The sequence below is a fragment of the Shouchella miscanthi genome (assembly GCF_007725405.1).
Taxonomy (GTDB): domain Bacteria; phylum Bacillota; class Bacilli; order Bacillales; family Bacillaceae_D; genus Shouchella; species Shouchella hunanensis.
The window spans coordinates 4,014,692-4,031,914 of record NZ_CP042163.1; the positions used below are offsets into that span (position 1 = coordinate 4,014,692).

19 protein-coding genes are annotated in these 17,223 nt (G+C 41.7%); 5 read left to right on the forward strand and 14 right to left on the reverse strand.

Going from position 1 to position 17,223, the window contains the following annotated elements:
• Positions 1–30: 30 nt before the first annotated feature.
• The 4 genes from yidC to FPV17_RS20505 form a co-directional block, all read right to left on the reverse strand.
• Complete coding sequence (gene yidC, locus FPV17_RS20490; RefSeq protein WP_060704433.1) at positions 31–825, reverse strand: membrane protein insertase YidC; 795 nt, start codon at positions 823–825, stop codon at positions 31–33.
• A gap of 44 nt (positions 826–869) precedes the next feature.
• The gene (locus tag FPV17_RS20495) at positions 870–1,130 is read right to left on the reverse strand and encodes a hypothetical protein (protein ID WP_035394232.1); all 261 of its coding nucleotides are present in this window, start codon (positions 1,128–1,130) and stop codon (positions 870–872) included.
• Between the two features lie 84 nt (positions 1,131–1,214).
• Positions 1,215–2,468, reverse strand: coding sequence for an ABC transporter permease (locus FPV17_RS20500; protein ID WP_144560264.1), 1,254 nt, complete (start codon positions 2,466–2,468; stop codon positions 1,215–1,217).
• Entirely contained in the window at positions 2,461–3,363 is a 903-nt protein-coding gene (locus tag FPV17_RS20505; protein ID WP_144560265.1) for an ABC transporter ATP-binding protein, read from the reverse strand. The genes FPV17_RS20500 and FPV17_RS20505 overlap by 8 nt, the downstream gene beginning before the upstream one ends.
• Positions 3,364–3,710: 347 nt before the next feature.
• Here FPV17_RS20505 and FPV17_RS20510 point away from each other — a divergent pair, with 347 nt between their 5' ends.
• Together FPV17_RS20510 and gerQ are read left to right on the forward strand one after the other, a co-directional pair.
• Positions 3,711–4,142: a cell wall hydrolase gene (locus FPV17_RS20510; protein WP_035394225.1), complete on the forward strand. Its 432-nt coding sequence runs from the start codon at positions 3,711–3,713 to the stop codon at positions 4,140–4,142.
• Positions 4,143–4,162: 20 nt separating this feature from the next.
• Positions 4,163–4,669: a spore coat protein GerQ gene (gerQ, locus tag FPV17_RS20515; protein ID WP_060704429.1), complete on the forward strand. Its 507-nt coding sequence runs from the start codon at positions 4,163–4,165 to the stop codon at positions 4,667–4,669.
• A 47-nt stretch (positions 4,670–4,716) separates the two neighbouring features.
• Here gerQ and FPV17_RS20520 read toward each other — a convergent pair whose 3' ends face one another.
• On the reverse strand, positions 4,717–5,091 hold the full coding sequence (locus FPV17_RS20520) for a DUF423 domain-containing protein (RefSeq protein WP_035394220.1): 375 nt from the start codon (positions 5,089–5,091) through the stop codon (positions 4,717–4,719).
• 108 nt (positions 5,092–5,199) lie between these two features.
• On the opposite strand from FPV17_RS20520, the gene FPV17_RS20525 reads away from it, so the two are divergent.
• On the forward strand, positions 5,200–5,805 hold the full coding sequence (locus tag FPV17_RS20525; protein WP_060704428.1) for a GNAT family N-acetyltransferase: 606 nt from the start codon (positions 5,200–5,202) through the stop codon (positions 5,803–5,805).
• Between the two features lie 69 nt (positions 5,806–5,874).
• Here FPV17_RS20525 and FPV17_RS20530 read toward each other — a convergent pair whose 3' ends face one another.
• The 4 genes from FPV17_RS20530 to FPV17_RS20545 all read right to left on the reverse strand — a co-directional run bounded on the left by FPV17_RS20530 (position 5,875) and on the right by FPV17_RS20545 (position 9,135).
• Positions 5,875–6,168 (reverse strand): YwdI family protein, encoded by a 294-nt coding sequence (locus tag FPV17_RS20530; protein ID WP_035394215.1) that lies wholly within the window; start codon positions 6,166–6,168, stop codon positions 5,875–5,877.
• Positions 6,169–6,232: 64 nt separating this feature from the next.
• Entirely contained in the window at positions 6,233–6,946 is a 714-nt protein-coding gene (locus FPV17_RS20535; RefSeq protein WP_035394212.1) for an exonuclease domain-containing protein, read from the reverse strand.
• 12 nt (positions 6,947–6,958) lie between these two features.
• Complete coding sequence (locus tag FPV17_RS20540; protein ID WP_186370680.1) at positions 6,959–7,834, reverse strand: DUF294 nucleotidyltransferase-like domain-containing protein; 876 nt, start codon at positions 7,832–7,834, stop codon at positions 6,959–6,961.
• A 20-nt stretch (positions 7,835–7,854) separates the two neighbouring features.
• Complete coding sequence (locus FPV17_RS20545; RefSeq protein WP_035394210.1) at positions 7,855–9,135, reverse strand: ammonium transporter; 1,281 nt, start codon at positions 9,133–9,135, stop codon at positions 7,855–7,857.
• Positions 9,136–9,320: 185 nt separating this feature from the next.
• Between FPV17_RS20545 and FPV17_RS20550 the strand changes: the two genes are divergently transcribed.
• The gene (locus tag FPV17_RS20550) at positions 9,321–9,959 is read left to right on the forward strand and encodes a spore coat protein (RefSeq protein WP_035394206.1); all 639 of its coding nucleotides are present in this window, start codon (positions 9,321–9,323) and stop codon (positions 9,957–9,959) included.
• 38 nt (positions 9,960–9,997) lie between these two features.
• On the opposite strand, the gene FPV17_RS20555 is transcribed toward FPV17_RS20550, so the two are convergent.
• The 4 genes from FPV17_RS20555 to FPV17_RS20570 all read right to left on the reverse strand — a co-directional run bounded on the left by FPV17_RS20555 (position 9,998) and on the right by FPV17_RS20570 (position 14,623).
• Positions 9,998–11,032 carry an AbrB family transcriptional regulator gene (locus tag FPV17_RS20555; RefSeq protein WP_035394202.1) on the reverse strand — a complete coding sequence of 345 codons (1,035 nt, stop codon included), beginning with the start codon at positions 11,030–11,032 and terminating at the stop codon, positions 9,998–10,000.
• Complete coding sequence (locus tag FPV17_RS20560) at positions 11,022–11,723, reverse strand: uracil-DNA glycosylase (RefSeq protein ID WP_144560267.1); 702 nt, start codon at positions 11,721–11,723, stop codon at positions 11,022–11,024. The genes FPV17_RS20555 and FPV17_RS20560 overlap by 11 nt, the downstream gene beginning before the upstream one ends.
• A gap of 98 nt (positions 11,724–11,821) precedes the next feature.
• The gene (locus FPV17_RS20565; protein ID WP_035394199.1) at positions 11,822–13,174 is read right to left on the reverse strand and encodes a YjiH family protein; all 1,353 of its coding nucleotides are present in this window, start codon (positions 13,172–13,174) and stop codon (positions 11,822–11,824) included.
• 60 nt (positions 13,175–13,234) lie between these two features.
• Complete coding sequence (locus FPV17_RS20570) at positions 13,235–14,623, reverse strand: methyl-accepting chemotaxis protein (RefSeq protein WP_186370681.1); 1,389 nt, start codon at positions 14,621–14,623, stop codon at positions 13,235–13,237.
• Positions 14,624–14,761: 138 nt separating this feature from the next.
• On the opposite strand from FPV17_RS20570, the gene pdxK reads away from it, so the two are divergent.
• Positions 14,762–15,571 carry a pyridoxine/pyridoxal/pyridoxamine kinase gene (gene pdxK / locus FPV17_RS20575; protein ID WP_060704421.1) on the forward strand — a complete coding sequence of 270 codons (810 nt, stop codon included), beginning with the start codon at positions 14,762–14,764 and terminating at the stop codon, positions 15,569–15,571.
• Between the two features lie 26 nt (positions 15,572–15,597).
• Here the strand turns inward: pdxK and hutH are convergent, their stop codons facing one another.
• Positions 15,598–17,085 carry a histidine ammonia-lyase gene (gene hutH / locus FPV17_RS20580; RefSeq protein WP_144560268.1) on the reverse strand — a complete coding sequence of 496 codons (1,488 nt, stop codon included), beginning with the start codon at positions 17,083–17,085 and terminating at the stop codon, positions 15,598–15,600.
• Between the last annotated feature and the right edge of the window lie 138 nt (positions 17,086–17,223).

Below are 17,223 nucleotides of genomic sequence, written 5' to 3' on the forward strand. Positions count from 1 at the left end.
GTTCATCGCCTATGGCGATGAACCTTTCTTTTATGCACGATCTTTTTCAACATCTTCTTTATTCAAATTCGGACGTACAATAATGAAGTAGGTTTGAACAATCATAAAGATGTTACCAATTACCCAGTAAAGCGCTAATGCTGATGGTAATGTTAATCCGGCAATGATAATCATCACAGGCATAATCCACAGCATAATGTTCATTGGATTTGGCATTCCTTCACCTAACGGATTAGCAGGCATTTGACTCATCGACATTTTGAATTGAACAAAAGTCGTTATACCAGCAATAAACGGAAGCACTGGGTCCATTTGTCCGAGATTAAACCAAAGGAAATCACTTTCAGGTCCTTGCCCAATCGCTTCCGTTCGCATTATCGCAAAATAAAGCGCCATAACAATTGGAATTTGCACAAGTGCAGGTAAACAACCAGCGGCTGGATTAACGCCATGCTTTTGGTACATACCAATCATTTCTGACTGCACTTCTCGTTGTTTCTCGGGGTTCCCCTGTGCTTTTTTCATGCGCTCTTGAATTTCCTGCATTTCAGGTCTTAACGCCTGCATCGCTCGAGAACTCTTTTGTGATTTTAACGCAAGTGGCAAGATCAGCAAACGAATCAGGATTGTTACAATGACAATCCCCCAGCCAAAATGACCTCCCGTCAAATCAGAGAAGAATTGAATTAAGAATGACATTGGATAGACGAAAAATGAGTTCCAAAAGCCTTCAGAGTCAGCCGTTATAGGCTCGTCTATTCCACAGGCAGCTAGCACCACTGCCATAAAAAGTAAGCTTGTTGTTAAAAGAATTTTTCTTTTCATACGTTTCTCTATTTCCTCCTTTGTTGTCTCACATCGCTGTTTCTTTAGACAACAAAGTACAGTTCATCGTCATCTTGACAGCTCTTATCTCGAAAGTACGGAATCTTCGGGCGTACGCGAGTAGTAACTGGCGACGGAGGAAGATCAATGATTCTTCCTGTATTTAACGTTTTACGAACAGGACGTTTCATCTTCACATGCATTCTGTGGAGCTTAATATTTTCATATGCTAAACAAGCAAGAATAGGAAGCAATATACCAACATGAATCCATATAAACGATAGCTCTAGAAATAAATCAATCATCCTCCATCACCTCCTCCGATACCTTTTCACAATATTCCCATCTTACCATACTCACTGAGCAAGAACAAATCCGTTTTCATGTATTTATTTTTCTTTTTTAGACATCGCAAGGGCTTGTTTAATATTTTTCTTAAAGGACAACTTTCCGTACATGAGCACGCCACCTTTGTATACACGTGCTGCAATAACATTGATAATAATTGCGCTTATGACCATGATGGCAATTAACAACGCAATTTCAACTGGAGCAATTGAACCAACGCCCACACGTAAAATTAACAGTTGAGGTGTAAAAAATGGAATGTACGAGGCCACCGTAACAAAAGGAGCATCTGGTGAACCTTGACTGAATGACACAATAAAAAATCCAATCAATGCAAGGAAAATTAACGGCTGTACAGACTGATTAACCTCTTCCGTTCGACTGACAAGAGCGCCAAGCATAGCGGCAATCCCACCAAAAATAAAGTAGCCAAGAACAATCGATACAATCCCATAACCAATAAGTGTTAAATCAATCACATCAGATGATAGAAACTCTGTAAGGTTTTCACCAGCAATCGTCATACCAATAACAAACGCAACAAGCAACGTAAGCAAGTTTACGACACCAGCAAGGGCAATTCCTGTTAATTTACCAAACATCTGGACAACTGGATTGACACTTGAAACGAGTAGTTCCATCACTCGAGACGATTTCTCTGTAGCAACCTCTGTTGCAATCATTGTGCTAAAAAGAATAACAATAAAGAAAATCACATACGTAATCCCGAAGACGGTAAAAAAGGAAGCCGCGCTTTCTTCTTCACTTTCTACTGCTTCGCCCTCTTCTATTGAAAGCTGTTCAAAGGCAATCGGCTGATAAACAGCAGCAAGTTGCTCTTCGTCAATATCTAGCTCACTCGTCAACACACCTTCTTTTAATCGCTGGATCTGCTGTTCAACATCCATAGCCACTGTAGTAGAATCATTATATAAAGAAACATTTAACGAATCAGTTGTACCTGTTAGTTGCACGACCCCATCATATGTACCTTCCTCAGCTTCATTTAAAGCGTCTTCTAGAGATTGATTATCCATTAGCACAAAGGTTGTCTCTTCATCAAGTTCGCTCGGTGCTGTTAAACTTTGTGCGATAATACCTGCATCTTCGCTATCATCCACGACTGCGATCTTCGTAGCGCTATCGCCATCTCCATCCGAAAATAAATCTATAATAGTTGTAATATTCGTTAAGCCAATAATAAGAAGCATCATAAATGCCGATGATATTAAAAATGATTTCGTGCGGATTTTTGCGCTTAATGTATGTGCGACAATTGTACCGAAATTATTCATTTGCATCTCCTCCTACTTTGTCGATAAAGATATCGTGTAAGCTTGGTTCTTCCACTTCAAACTTACGGACAAACCCTTTGTCGGCTAGAGTGTTAAAAATCTCTTTCGCCGCGTCTTCATTCTCGACTTGAATTTTTACACCATTCTTCGTTTCCGTATAGTGGGTGACCTGGTGCTGGTCTTTTAAGAAACTCAAATCATAATCAGCAGAAATGGAAACGGTTTTAATACCGTATCCGCGTTTAATTTCGGTTAGATTTCCTTGCAGAACGGCTTTTCCACGTTTTAACATAATAATGTCTTCACACATCTCTTCTACATTATTCATTTGATGGCTAGAGAACACAATGGTTGTTCCTTGATCTTGAATATGTCGCACTGCTGCTTTCAACATATCCGAATTTACTGGATCGAGACCACTGAATGGTTCATCTAATATGAGCAATTCCGGCTTATGTAAGACAGCTGCGATAAACTGAATCTTTTGCTGATTTCCTTTAGAAAGCTCTTCTACCTTCTTTGTTTCATATTCCGTCACTTTAAAACGTTCTAGCCATGAACGCATTTCATCAATAATGACATTCTTTTTCATTCCTTTTAGCTTTCCTAAATAAATCAGTTGGTCTCTAACTGTAAGCTTAGGATAGAGCCCTCTTTCTTCTGGCAAATAGCCAATAAGATTTGTGTACTTGTACGAAAGCTTTTGTCCGTTCCATGTCACCGTTCCGTTTGATGGTTCTAATAGACCAATAATCATTCGAAACGTCGTTGTTTTACCTGCGCCGTTTGCCCCGAGCATGCCAAACATTTGCCCTTTTTCTACGCTTACTGAAATACCATCCACTGCTGTATGATTTCCAAACTGTTTTTCTACGTTATCAATAATTAACGTCATTCAGGTCATCTCCTTCTATTTTTAATTCAGCTATTCACCACATAAACGGCTATCGTTTATCAGCCTTCTTTTGTTATTACGGTTCATTTCCCATATAGGTTTCACTCTTTTAGTATCACTCCTTATTAACACTGCAATTGAAGATGGTCATTTTGGCTTAAAAAATGAATTAGCCCTCTCTATTTTACAGACTATTCTTCTTTTTTTCTATCTTAATTCATTTTTGATCTTTTAACGAGTAGACATATTTGTAACCCTTTATTCATATGATGGAACGAACCTATATGTGGTTTAACTCGACTTCCACTAACGAACAACGTCAGTCTATCTTTGCGGAGGTGTAAGGAATGGCCGTTATAAAAGCAAATTCCAGTGACATTGATGTGTTAGCACGATTAATGCGGGCAGAAGCAGAAGGAGAAGGAGAAGAGGGTATGCTCATGGCGGGGAACGTCATGGTGAACCGTACAAGAGTGAGATGTTTAGACTTTGGAGGAGTTAATAGCATTCCCGACATGGCTTATCAGTCCCCAGGTGGTTTTGAAGCTGTTCAAAAAAGCTATTTTTATCAGCGAGCTCGTGAGCGAGATAGACGTTTGGCGAGAAGGGTTATTAATGGCGAGCGGTTCTATCCAGCTGAATTTGCTTTATGGTTCTTCCGTCCAGACGGCCCTTGTCCAGCCGAATGGTGGGGACAGTGGAACACGGGGCGTTACAAAGCACACTGCTTTTATCAACCAACACCAGCTGAATGCGAAGAAGTCTTTAATACGTTTTAAGATAAAAAAGGAGTGATTACATGTACCAAAATCAGTGGCAAAATCAAGGCGGTCAACAAGGTCAAGGCAGCGGGCAGGAGCATCACCAAGGTCAGCCTATGCAAGGTCAGCCTATGCAAGGCCAACCCATGTATGGTCAGCAATCTATGCAACAGCAATCTCCTCAGCCTTACTTCTCCTCACAAAATTACCAGACTCCAGGCTTTGTTCAACAGCAAATGTCTGGTGTAGACGCAAGCATGTTGCCAATTGAGCAATCGTTTATTGAGAACATTTTGCGTTTAAACCGTGGCAAACTTGTAACGGTTCATCAGACATTTGAAGGCAATAGCGAATGGAATGCCCGAGTTTTTCGTGGGCGCATTGAAGAAGCTGGACGTGACCACATTATTATCGGCAATCCAGAAACAGGAGAGTATTATTTACTTTTAATGGTAAATTTAGATTTTATCACATTTGATGAGCCAATTGACTATACATACCAATATGGGTATGAACCAAGTTTATCCCAATACTCACCTCGATAACACAAAACACCCCCTTCTACATTGAAGAGGGTGTTTCTGCTGCTTTATTACAAGTGCCGCATAGCCGCAATCCCTAGCAATACCCAACCAACAATAAAAGCAAGTCCGCCAATAGGTGTAATGGCACCAAGCTTCGTTATGCCGGTTAGCGCCATAACGTATAGGCTCCCTGAGAATAGGACAATACCAATTAAAAACGCCCAACCTGCTCCATGAACCATTTGATTGCCGAGCATTTTTAACGACAGTATTCCTACAAACAGTAAACCAATACCGTGAATCATATGATACTGTACGCCTGTCTGGTAATTTTTCAACATTCGCTCGCTAATGCGCCCTTCCAATCCGTGCGCGCCAAATGCACCAATTGCTACTGATAACGCCATGACAATCGCACCAATGAAGATAAATAATCTTCCCATTTTCTAGCACTCCTTCACATTCAACACTTTTCACTCTTAAATCCCCATCCGTCGCCTTCCGTCAAGCCCCATGCTATGATAGGAAAAACGAAAAATGGAGGGAATGGTATGATTCGCGTTCGTCCTTATACTGTAGCTGATTTCGATGGTTTATTACAAGTCCAAAAAGAAGCATTTCCACCACCTTATCCAGCGGAGCAACTCTGGAATAAAGACGACATCTCAGCTCATGTTGACACCTTTCCAGAAGGGGCACTTCTTGCTGAATACAATAACATAATTGTTGGTTCGGCTACATCGCTATTAACAAATGCTGCTGACCGTTCTCATTCTTGGAGTGACATAAGTGATAACGGAACCATTCGACAAACCCATGACCCTAATGGTCAGACGTTGTATGGGATTGATTTATGTGTTCGCCCGACGTATCGAAAGCTCGGGGTTGCAAAAGCCCTTTATGATGCAAGAAAAGAAACCGTGCGAACGTTACAATTGCAACGCTATGCCGCTGGTAGTCGGTTACCAGGTTACCATCACTATGCACAAACATTAGCAATAGAAGAATACGTCGAACGCGTACAAGCTGGTAAGAGAACCGACCCTGTTCTTTCCTTTATGTTAAAACAAGGGTTAACCGTTGTTCGCATTGAAAAAGATTATTTACCTGACGAGGAATCACACCATTATGGTGTAATTGTTGAATGGCGGCCTTGAATATCCTGTATATGTAAAAAAGGCGACCATCCACTTAAGGATAATCGCCTTTTTTCCAATCAATCTTGTCTAAAAATCAAGCAAATTGCGTTTTTCTTCTCGTTCATCTGCTTCTGTCGTTGGTTGTTTAAGTACTGGTTTTTGTGGAGCCGGCTGCACAGGAGACTGCATAACTGGTTTTTGCGGTGCTGGTGCTTGCAGCGGTTCATCTACTTGCTGACTGCCCTTTATTACGTGACAGTAACTTTCAATAATGGAGGCTGCTTCTTTAACATCCACCCAATTGTCCCTGTTTGTCGCTCCCTTCATGTTCTCTATTTGTCGTTCCATTTGTTCAATGAGATGTTCAACTTTAATGAGCATAGTGTCCTCCTTTCGAACACAGCTCTATGATAGCATGCTTCAACCGTTCAATGCGAGAGTGTGGCTACTTTTTAGCAGCAAGCGCTTTGTATAAGTCAGATAGAGTTGAGTAGCCAGCATGATCGGCAACCACTAGGTGCTTCACCCATAATTGAGCGGCCATATGCGCATCTGCAAGAGCATGATGACGATTCCCTACTACAATATCGTACGCATGACACCACTCTTCTAACTGTTCAAACGACTGATGTGCTGCTGTAAGCTGCGTCAAAAAGGATGTATCAATTAATCGATGTGTGAACGTTCGACCGAGTTCATGCCATGTAGCATGCCGCATAAATCGTCGCTCATGGGCAGCATGGTGAGCAATAAGGGTTGATGAACCAACAAACTGGTAAAATGCCAATAAAACGTCCTTTAACGCCTCTGATTGTTCTAACTCTGCCGTAGTTAACCCGGTTAGTTGTAAAATTTCTGCAGATGGGGTCCGTTTTGGCTTAATCGTTTTATAGAAATGGTCATGTAAGATTGAAGAACCTTTAATTTTCACTGCTCCGATTGAAAGAATCGAATCACCATAATCTGGCTGAAATCCACTTGTCTCTAGGTCAAAAACAACCATTGGTAGTTCATGTAGCGGTTCATCCAGCACATCCTTTTGCGCTTCCTTTTGATAATGACGAAAGCGCGCCATTTGACTTGCTTGATCGGAGTTTGAGGACGAAACACCTGAAGTAAATCGTGCCGAAATTTGCCGCATGATTGTCATTAAGTTCATCGTACCACACGCCTATTCATGACTTTGTTGAATGCCCCGATAAAACGATCGCCCTTCTCGAATACATGCTTTAAGAAATTTCCGCTCCTCTTTTGTAAGGTTATTCGGAAAAACATGTGTAAATGTTCCATGATTCTCTCCCCATAGCACACGTTTATTTTGAATCTCTAAAAAAGATGCCATTACATGTTGTTCGCTTGTCATAAATGCACTTTGCTGCATACGCGCCCATGTCGATGCCGATTCAATACCTTCCTGCAATGCAAGTAATCGCATCCCATTCACATAAGGAAAAAGCACCTGTTCTTTTAAATTGATCGTCCCTTGATACTCACCATAGTTATCTTCCAGCAATTGACCAAACCCATTCAAACCCTTAGGGATTCTACCTGTATTTTCCGTAAAGCGACTCATCGGAATGTGCCCTTTTCTTATCTCAAAAAAGAGACGTTGCTTTAGGCGCTTGAGCCACTGATCATCACCTAACACAGTCCTAGCATCAAAGAACGTTAACAAATAGCGGACATGCTCAAATTGATTCTCTTTTATCCAAAAGTTAAGTTGTTCATTCCACTCCTCATAGGATCGACACCAGCCCTTATTTGAGGCCATAACCCCTCCTGTACACCGTTCGTATCCCTTATCTTCCAGTGCTTTAACGATCTCCTCTCCTAAAAAGAGAAAATATCGTTGACACGCTTCTTCCCCGTCGTAAATGATGCCGTGATCTTGATCTGTTTGATAAAGCTGTTCCTCTCTTCCTGCACTACCCATAAAGAAAAACGCAAAGGGAGCAGGGATTTCTCCCAGCTCCTTAATCGTTTTATCTAAAGCAACTTGCACAGCATCGTTACGTCGCTGTTCTTGCTCACATAACCGCTGCTTCATTAATTCTGACATCTCCACCATTATGAGCCTGTCTTAGAAGAACGTTCTTGTTCTTGTTGCACATTTTCAGGATAGCCGTACGAACCATGTTCACTCATATCTAGACCAAGAATCTCTTCCTCTTCAGTCACACGTAACGTACCACCAACAAGACTCTTTGTAAGTAAAAGCAATACGTAAGAAGCACCAAATGCAAATGCGGCACATACTACAACGCTTAAAGCTTGCACGCCTAATTGATCGAATCCACCGCCATAGAATAAACCAGCTCGACCACCATTTAATGCTGCAAGTTCTGGTGTAGCGAAAAAACCTGTTGAAAGTGTGCCCCAAACGCCTGCCACTCCGTGTACGCTAAGCGCAAAAATAGGATCATCAATTTTTAACTTGTCAAACATTCTCATACTAACTACTACTATTAGTCCACCAATCATACCAATCACAACCGCAGCCCAAGGATCAACGAAAGCACACGATGCAGTAATGGCAACAAGACCTGCTAAAGCCCCGTTTAATGTAGTTGGAACATCAGCTTTACCACTCATTGCCCAAACTAAGAATAACGCTGCGATGGTTCCTGCACCTGCTGCTAGTTGTGTATTTAACGCAACAAAGCCAAAAAATGCTCCATCAAGTCCACCTGTTGAACCGGCATTAAACCCAAACCAACCAACCCAAAGGATTAATACACCTAAAGCTGTGTATACTTGGTTATGTCCAGATAAATCGTTCACTTTTCCGTTCTTACCATATTTACCGAGGCGAGGTTTTAATAAAATAGTCGCTGCAAGTGCCGCCATCGCACCTGTTAAGTGAACAACTGTTGAGCCTGCAAAGTCTTGCTTCCCTAAATCAGCAAGCCAACCTTGATCTGACCAAATCCAGTGTGCCACTAATGGATATACAAATGCTGAAAATAAAACCGCAAAGATTGCGTAAGCAGCAAGCTTTCCTCTCTCAGCAAATCCGCCGAAGGCAATGGTTAATGCAATCGCCGCAAATGTTAATTGAAAGAAGAAATCGACAGAACCAATTCCATCCGCCGCACTACCGTAAAAGAAATTAGAAAGACCTATAATTGCATTTCCTTCTCCATATATAAATCCGTAACCTACTGCCCAGAATACTAATGAAGCGACCCCTACCGTAAAAATAGTCTTTCCAGCAATATGACCAGCATTCTTCATTCGGGTAGAACCTGCTTCAAGAAGAATAAATCCCCCTTGCATTAATAGAACTAGGACGGCCGCAACCGTTAGCCACAAATTATCTACTAATACCAATGCTTCATCTCCACTCATCTACAATCCCCCTCGTATAAAATGGTTTATCTATAAAGTCATTATAAGCGGATGTCAAAATTGTTCCATAAGTCCGTCAGTTTATCTGACATTCTTTCTTCCTTTTTTTGACCAACATAGGATTGGTTTTGGATACATACACTATACTCGGCTTGATCAACACATTTTGCATAGGGGGCATTTAAATGATGAATCAACAACCATCAGGACACGTTCACTCTTCACAGGTAGCACCTACGTTAAACCACGGAGGACATGATTTATTCGACAGCCACGAAATTATAGCTGGGATGATCAATGTGCTTGATCAATATATGATCTTTCGCACGTTTATGACTGATCAAGAACTTATCTCTTTACTGGATCGTCAATATACCTTTATTGAAAGCCAGTATAATGTTCTTGCTGAAGCGTTCTCCACTGGTCAACCACCAAGCCAGTCAACAGGTGTATATAAAATGACGCTTTCTCACGATGTTCAGTTTGGTCTTACACCAAGTCAGCCGAAAAAGCCAAACCGAAACATTTCAGAAGTGAAAGAGGCAGGGTTGTCTGCTCATATGCTCGGTTTGATTAAAGGACAAGCATCATTAATGGGGATGGCTGCTTCTGAAATTACCAACCCAATTGTTCGCCGAATCGTAGCAGATACGGTACCAAACTTCATCGAATTAGCCTATGAAATTTTTCTGTATCAAAATAAGCATCAGTATTATCAAGTTCCACAGCTCAACGACCGTGATGCCCAAGCTATGACAAGTGCGTATCAGCCAGTTATTGGCCAAAAGGCAACAATGCCACAGCCAAAGACACCTATACAGTAATAAAAACAGCTGCTTTTCTAGGAAAAGCAGCTGTTTCTTTATTGTTTTATTGGTTTCTTCGCAAACCACTTTAATAAAAAAGGTAAGGCTAGAAACAGGCCAAGCACTCGTAACATTTGCAACGTCGCCACAACAGTCGCATCGAGCTGTAATGTCGCAGCGGTAGAGGCCATTTCAGCAGCTCCTGCTGGAACAATAGCTAGTAGCGTTGTATAAAACGGAAGCGGACTTAAAAAGAAGAAGATTAAAGCCAACCCTATACTCATGAAGACATACAACAAAAGCGTCACCGCACTAGCTCCACCAATTCGCTTTAATTCTTTCACTGTTTTCCGGTCAAACCTCATTCCGATCAACGAACCAATTAGCACTTGTGCCATCCCCATTACAACGTTTGGCATAGCATAATCTGGAACAACAAGTTGATGAGCAGTAAAGCCAAACAGAATCGCAACAAACATCGGCGCACCTGGAAAAGAAAGAAAACGACTAAGAAAGAACACCAGAATAGCTAAACCGAAGGCGAGTCCAATTAATCCTCCATCAGTCCACAGCCCTTGTGGCTCTTCTATAATAGGTACAGCGTTAGCCCTTGAACCAACGCCAACGATCAACGGCACCGAAAACACAAATAAAGTAATGCGCGCTGTATGAAATGCTGCAACAATTCGCTGATCAGCTTGGTACCGTTCACTAAGCGCAATGACTTCTGATGCTCCTCCTGGTAAACAACAAAAGAAAGCTGTATTCCCTTCAAGCTTCGTCCATCTACCAAACAGCTTCCCAAGAGCAATACCACCAATAAGCGTGAGTACTAATGATAAAAGGAAAGCTGGTAATAGTGTTCGATATGCCCAGACCTCTTCTGGAACAACCATAAACCCAATTACCACACCAACAAGAGCAAGAGATAACGTAAACAACTCGCTCCGAAAGATGAGCTTATCTATGAAAAAAGACCAAACCATTCCTGTTAACAGGGCACCAAGCAGCCATCCAGCTGGTAGCCCAGCCCATTGAAAAAGCCAACCGATTAAAAAAGATGTTGTAAAAAAAAGCAGCTTACTCCCCATTTGATCCTTTCCCCTCAATCGTTAATGGTAGCTGCCAATCAATGGGGGACTCCTCTATTGACACAAGCCACTCATTAATTTTTGAGAATGGGCGACTTCCAAAAAAGCCTCTATGGGCCGAAAATGGACTCGGGTGTGGCGATTGGATAATAAAGTGCTTGCTCTCATCAATTAACGCTAATTTTGCTTGTGCATGCTTTCCCCACAGTACAAAAGCTACTGGTTTCTCACGTTTGTTTAGTGTAGCAATGACGTTATTTGTAAAGACTTCCCACCCTTTCCCTTGGTGAGAACCTGGTTGTTTTTGACGAACCGAGAGCACGGTATTCAATAACAACACGCCTTGATTGGCCCAGGACTCTAGAAAACCGTGTTCGGGTGGTTGACAACCTATATCCTCTTCTAGCTCTTTATACATATTTTTTAAAGAAGGGGGTGTTTTCACGTCAGGCTTAACGGAAAAGCTTAATCCATGAGCCTGATTTGGTCCATGGTAAGGATCTTGACCAAGAATAACCACCTTTACGTCTTTATAAGGAGTAAGATGAAGCGCATTAAATAAATCATGCATAGGTGGATACACCACTTCATTTGCATATTCGTGCTTCAAAAATTCCCGTAGCTGAACATAATACTCTTTTGAAAACTCTTGACCGACATAGTCGTGCCAATCGTTACGTAAAATCGTCATCTGTTTACTCCTTCCCTATCCGATTCACTTCAATCATACGCCTCTCCGCATATGTTGACAAACAGAAGAGAACTGACGCGATCCGCCAGTTCCCTGTCTTATAAAAGCAAATGCCCCATTAAAACAATAATTGGTAACGTAATAATGGTTCGAACCAAGAAGATCAACACAGCATCTAAAAATGTAATTGGAATCTTAGAGGCAACAAGAACGCCACCTGTTTCCGACATGTAAATGAGCTGTGACACAGATAATGTTGCGATAACAAACAAGGTTAATTCACTTGTAATGCCAAAGGACTCTGCCAAGATAGCAGGCAGTAACATATCAGCAAACCCAATTAAAAGGGTTTGGCTGGCTGCAGCCGCTTCTGGTATGTTCATCCATTCCAAAACCGGTACGAACGGTACTGCTAACCATTCAAAGACTGGCGTGAAGTTAGCAACACCTGCCGCAATCGTGCCAATTGCCATGACAACAGGCAGGACTCCAAACCATAAATCAAAGACCGTTTTGAAGCCTGTTTGAAGATTCTTTCCTTGTTTAAAGCTTTCTTCAGCACGTAAGGATGCCTGAGCAAAGCCATTTTTTATGACGTTTTTTTCTTTTGGCTCTTCTTGACCTTCGCTCCCATCAATATACGTATTGGCTTTACGCGATAACGGTGGAATCCTTGGCGTAATCACTGCCGCTACAAAGCCAGCAATAAATAGTGTTAAAAAGAATTGCCAGAACAAATGAGAAATCCCTAATCGACCTAATATCGAAATACTAAACGTAATGGAAACAACAGAAAAGGCAGAAGCAACGATAGCAGCCTCTCTCGCTGTATACTTTCCTGCTTCGTATTGGTTGTTGGACATCATTATACCTACTGTACCGTCTCCAACCCAAGAAGCCATAGAATCAATGGAAGCCCGACCTGGTAAACGGAACAGCGGTCTCATAACATTCTTTAACAATGAGCCGAAGAATTCCATTAATCCAAAATTCAATAGCAATGGTAAAAGCAAGCCTGCAAACAAAAAGATTGAGAATAGGAACGGTAGTAAGTCAGTTAACAATAATTGCCCTGTATCTTCCGAAATTAAGAATTCGGGACCAACGTTCATAAACACAAGGATAGCTAGTATAGCACCTACGATTCGAACGACAATCCAAACAGGTGTTGTCGCAAAGATGCTTACCCAGAAAGATTCCGTTTGGCTTTGTTTCTTCACACGAGTGGCAATGATGGAAACAATAGCTGTCACAATGAGGAGAATGGTCACAATAATTGTAATGACCTCAACCGATAGCAAGTCCATTAAGAAATCAGAAGCAAACATGACAGGTAGCTGTACAGATCGACCGTCCTCTGTATCAATGGGGATTGGTGTCATAAATAGAAAAATTCCAAGTATAGACGGAATGATAAACATTAATGCATTTTTAACTGTTACGTTATTCATAAAAAGTCCTCCGACCGGATAATAATAAGCAATAATGAATCATTATACAACTTCTTGTCTTTAAGCGCTATGGGAAATCTCATTATTAACGTTTTCTTTTTCTTCACTCTCTTCTGTCGATGTCCTTTTTAGTAAAGCTGTCACCCTTGAAAGCTCTTCCACCGCCATCTCAATTGTCTTAACTTTTTTAATGACCTCTTCCATTATGCCTACTTGTTCACTCGCTAAGGCTACACCATTTCTTGATTCTTCTCCACTTGCTTCACTTGCTTTTTTTAACGAATCAATTTGTTCTACTAACGCTAATGTACTAAAAGCAATTGATTGAGTAGAAGAAGAAACAGAATAAATATCACGATTTAAGCCGTTACACGCTAAATGAATCTCCCCTAATATTGTTTCGACTTCTGTATTAGCTGTAAGTCCATGCTGTATACCTTCGTTCCCACGGCTCACTTCATCTAGCACAGTTTGAACATCTCCCTGTACAGTTTCAATAACGGTTCCCATTTGACTTGCCGCTACTTGCGATTCAGCCGCTAGCTTTCTCACTTCTTCTGCTACTACTGCAAATCCCCTCCCTTGTTCTCCTGCATGTGCTGCTTCAATTTCTGCGTTTAGTGCAAGTAAGTTTGTTTGGTTCGCTATTGCAGAGACAGTTTGTACGGTTTCATACAAGCGCTTTGAGCGCTCATACAGATGATGAACCACTTCATATGTGCGTTTATTATTTTCTGCAATCGCTCCCATGTATGAGGTCGAATCATTTGCCTTTTTGTTTCCATCGGCAACAAGGTTCCGCACGGATTCTGTCGCATTTTCAGCAGCTGCCAACGCAACTGTTATGTGTTCCACCTTTTCTGAAAGATCATCTGTAGAACGTACACTTTCTTGAGACGTTCGTACTTGATCTTGCACTGCATGCATCATTCTTTGATTTCCTTTTTCAATGGTAGCGGCAGATTGTAACGTTTTGTTAGACTGGTCTGTCAGGTAAGTGGTAGAAGAAATAAGGGTTTGTGCTACAGTAGATGCTCTTTCCATTGTTCTTTTTAATTCTTCCGTCATCTGATTAAACGCTTGTGTAAAATGGGCAAATTCATCCTCTCCAACTATTGGAAGAGGTTTGTGTGAGAAATCACCTATTGCAAGTTGATTTGCTCTTCTCACTAGACGCTTTAATGGAACAAGAATCATACGAGCTTGATGTCTCGCTATCCATGCACCAATGATAATGAACGCGACAAGAACGACCCACAAAAATAGCAGCTGTACGGATAATGATTGCTGCAATGTGGTTAATTGCTCTACGTGCTCACTTCCTACTTCCCTAGAAAGTTGCTCTAGCGTTTGGTTCGTTGTTCTCATAAAAAATGTAATGAGTACACCAAACAAGATCAATAGTCCTGCTATCACACTGTACCCTTTCACTAATTTCTTCTGTATCAAGACGTCTCCTCCTTAATCTACTGTTCTTCTCCTATATATCGGAAAATTGATCGATCCTTTCCATATGAGTAACATACTTTCCCTGTCGTTTTTTTTCTACTATAATAGACACAACAGAGATAAAGGAGAGACGAAATCATGAAACGATACAAAGCGTTAACGATTGCAGGATCTGATACAAGTGGTGGAGCAGGTATTCAGGCCGACTTAAAAACGTTCCAAGAGTTACAAGTATACGGAATGAACGCCCTTACGACTATTGTTGCTCAAAATCCATTTGAAGGCTGGGCACACGAAGTCTTTCCACAAGATCCCGCTATTGTTGCTAAACAAATTGATACAGTATTAAAAGGCATTGGCGTAGATGCAGTCAAAACAGGAATGCTCGGTTCGATTGAGATTATCAACATCGTCGCTGAAAAAGTGGACCAATACGGCGTTGATCAACTCGTTGTTGATCCAGTAATGGTATGTAAAGGTGCGGATGAGGCGTTAAATCCAGAAACGGATGCATGCTTACGAGACGTGCTTGTACCAAAAGCATTTGTGGTAACACCGAACTTATTTGAAGCGACACAATTATCTGGTGTAGCCATTTCTTCTCTTGAAGATATGAAAACCGCAGCAAAAGCCATTCATGGGCTTGGTGCTAAGCATGTGGTCATTAAAGGCGGTAGTAAGCTTGAATCCAATCAAGCTGTTGATGTATGGTACGACGGTGAAGACTTCCACCTACTCGAATCAGATGAAATTAACACAACGTATACCCACGGTGCAGGCTGCACATTCGCGGCTGCGATCGCCGCTTCATTAGCGAAAGGACACGATGTAAAAGAAGCGATTTATACAGCAAAAGCTTTCGTTACAGCTGCTATTAAACATGGTAGCCGATTAAATGACTACGTTGGCTCCGTTGCCCACGGTGCTTATAACGTTGAAAATAAGTAAGAACAGAAGAACGCATGATGACACGATTATGCGTTCTTTTCTTCCTTAAGCCACGTAGCAAGGGCCTCAATATCCTTGGCAAACATACGATCTTTTGTAATGGCGGAAACGATCTTCCTCATTTGAACGTGCCACCCACTGGTAGCTGTCGCCATTTTCTCCGTACCTCGATAAGAAGTCGCCTCCATTGCGCAAATTGCTTCAATCGCATAAACATGCCTCACATTCGCAACGATTTCCAATGCATGACGAGCTCCAATTGTCCCCATACTCACATGGTCTTCTTGATTTCCCGAGGATGGGATTGAATCGACACTTGCAGGATGGGAGAGCGTTTTGTTCTCCGACACCAAGGCTGCCGCCACATACTGCATAATCATCGCACCAGACTGCAACCCAGGCTCTGGACTTAAAAATGGAGGCAAATCACTAAGCTGCGGATTCACTAACCGTTCAATTCGTCGTTCAGAAATATTCCCAAGCTCTGCCATCGCAATTGCCATAAAATCCATTGCCAATGCAATCGGCTGACCATGAAAATTCCCTCCTGAAATGACTTTTTTTCCACCTTCAAAAATAAGAGGATTATCAGTTGCTGCATTCATTTCAATGATGAGCTTCTCTTTTACATAGCCTAGAGTCTGCCATGTTGCCCCATGTACTTGCGGAATACAGCGTAATGAATAGGCGTCTTGAACCCGCTTTTTCCCTTGAGTGGTCACTAACTGACTATCCTTTAAATACGCTCTTATACGAGCTGCACAAGCCATTTGCTCTGGATACCCTCTAGCTCTATGAATAGATTCATCAAACGCATCCATAATTCCTTCTAATCCTTCTAAAGTTAAAGAAGCGATCTTCTCTGCATCATAAGCTAGCTTTTCTGCTTCTAAGTACGCTATAACACCTGTTGCAGTCATTGCTTGAGTACCATTAATGAGCGCCAATCCTTCTTTTGCTTGTAAACGAATCGGTGCCATACCAAGCATTTGCAAGACCTCAAGAGTCGGTCTCTTTACACCTCTATACCACACGTCCCCTTCACCAATTAATGGCAGGGATAAATGAGCGAGCGGTGCTAAATCCCCACTAGCTCCAAGGGAACCTTTCTGAGGCACGCACGGATAGACATCCATATTAACAAAATCAAGGAGCCGCTGTATCACCTCTATTCGAATGCCAGAGTACCCTTTTACAAGTGCATTTGCCCGTAACAGCATCATCGTCTTTGTTACAGCCTTCTCAAAGAACGGACCGACTCCACACGCATGGGACACTAACAAATTACGTTGTAACTCTTCTACATCCTCTTTGTCAATTCGGACATCACTAAACTTACCAAAACCAGTATTGATTCCGTAAACCGTCCGTTGTTGATCCACAATTTCCTCGACAGCCGCCCGACTGTTATCAATGGATGGGATACATGAAGAATCAATCGCCACTTGTTCGCTTTGCCGTAAAACCTTTTGCACATCTTCCATTCCTAATGTTTTTCCAGTTAAATAAATCATAGCTTCACCCCTCTAGTTCATTAAAGCTATAAAAAAGAAGCTGCCCGCTGAAATGAACTTCATTTCAAAGCGAACAGCTCCTGTTCCTTATAACGAGATACCGACAAGATCGAACATTCATGTCTTTCACTCCATTTC

Excerpts from the sequence above, each read along its gene's own strand:
- FPV17_RS20525 (WP_060704428.1), top strand. The coding sequence starts at position 5,200 with ATGATTCGCGTTCGTCCTTATACTGTAGCTGATTTCGATGGTTTATTA.
- FPV17_RS20520 (WP_035394220.1), bottom strand. The coding sequence starts at position 5,091 with ATGGGAAGATTATTTATCTTCATTGGTGCGATTGTCATGGCGTTATCA.
- FPV17_RS20505 (WP_144560265.1), bottom strand. The coding sequence starts at position 3,363 with ATGACGTTAATTATTGATAACGTAGAAAAACAGTTTGGAAATCATACA.
- FPV17_RS20565 (WP_035394199.1), bottom strand. The coding sequence starts at position 13,174 with ATGAATAACGTAACAGTTAAAAATGCATTAATGTTTATCATTCCGTCT.
- FPV17_RS20560 (WP_144560267.1), bottom strand. The coding sequence starts at position 11,723 with ATGACGATTTTACGTAACGATTGGCACGACTATGTCGGTCAAGAGTTT.
- FPV17_RS20530 (WP_035394215.1), bottom strand. The coding sequence starts at position 6,168 with ATGCTCATTAAAGTTGAACATCTCATTGAACAAATGGAACGACAAATA.
- FPV17_RS20500 (WP_144560264.1), bottom strand. The coding sequence starts at position 2,468 with ATGAATAATTTCGGTACAATTGTCGCACATACATTAAGCGCAAAAATC.
- FPV17_RS20495 (WP_035394232.1), bottom strand. The coding sequence starts at position 1,130 with ATGATTGATTTATTTCTAGAGCTATCGTTTATATGGATTCATGTTGGT.
- FPV17_RS20540 (WP_186370680.1), bottom strand. The coding sequence starts at position 7,834 with ATGAAGCAGCGGTTATGTGAGCAAGAACAGCGACGTAACGATGCTGTG.
- gerQ (WP_060704429.1), top strand. The coding sequence starts at position 4,163 with ATGTACCAAAATCAGTGGCAAAATCAAGGCGGTCAACAAGGTCAAGGC.
- FPV17_RS20535 (WP_035394212.1), bottom strand. The coding sequence starts at position 6,946 with ATGAACTTAATGACAATCATGCGGCAAATTTCGGCACGATTTACTTCA.
- FPV17_RS20545 (WP_035394210.1), bottom strand. The coding sequence starts at position 9,135 with ATGAGTGGAGATGAAGCATTGGTATTAGTAGATAATTTGTGGCTAACG.
- hutH (WP_144560268.1), bottom strand. The coding sequence starts at position 17,085 with ATGATTTATTTAACTGGAAAAACATTAGGAATGGAAGATGTGCAAAAG.
- pdxK (WP_060704421.1), top strand. The coding sequence starts at position 14,762 with ATGAAACGATACAAAGCGTTAACGATTGCAGGATCTGATACAAGTGGT.
- FPV17_RS20555 (WP_035394202.1), bottom strand. The coding sequence starts at position 11,032 with ATGGGGAGTAAGCTGCTTTTTTTTACAACATCTTTTTTAATCGGTTGG.
- yidC (WP_060704433.1), bottom strand. The coding sequence starts at position 825 with ATGAAAAGAAAAATTCTTTTAACAACAAGCTTACTTTTTATGGCAGTG.
- FPV17_RS20510 (WP_035394225.1), top strand. The coding sequence starts at position 3,711 with ATGGCCGTTATAAAAGCAAATTCCAGTGACATTGATGTGTTAGCACGA.
- FPV17_RS20550 (WP_035394206.1), top strand. The coding sequence starts at position 9,321 with ATGATGAATCAACAACCATCAGGACACGTTCACTCTTCACAGGTAGCA.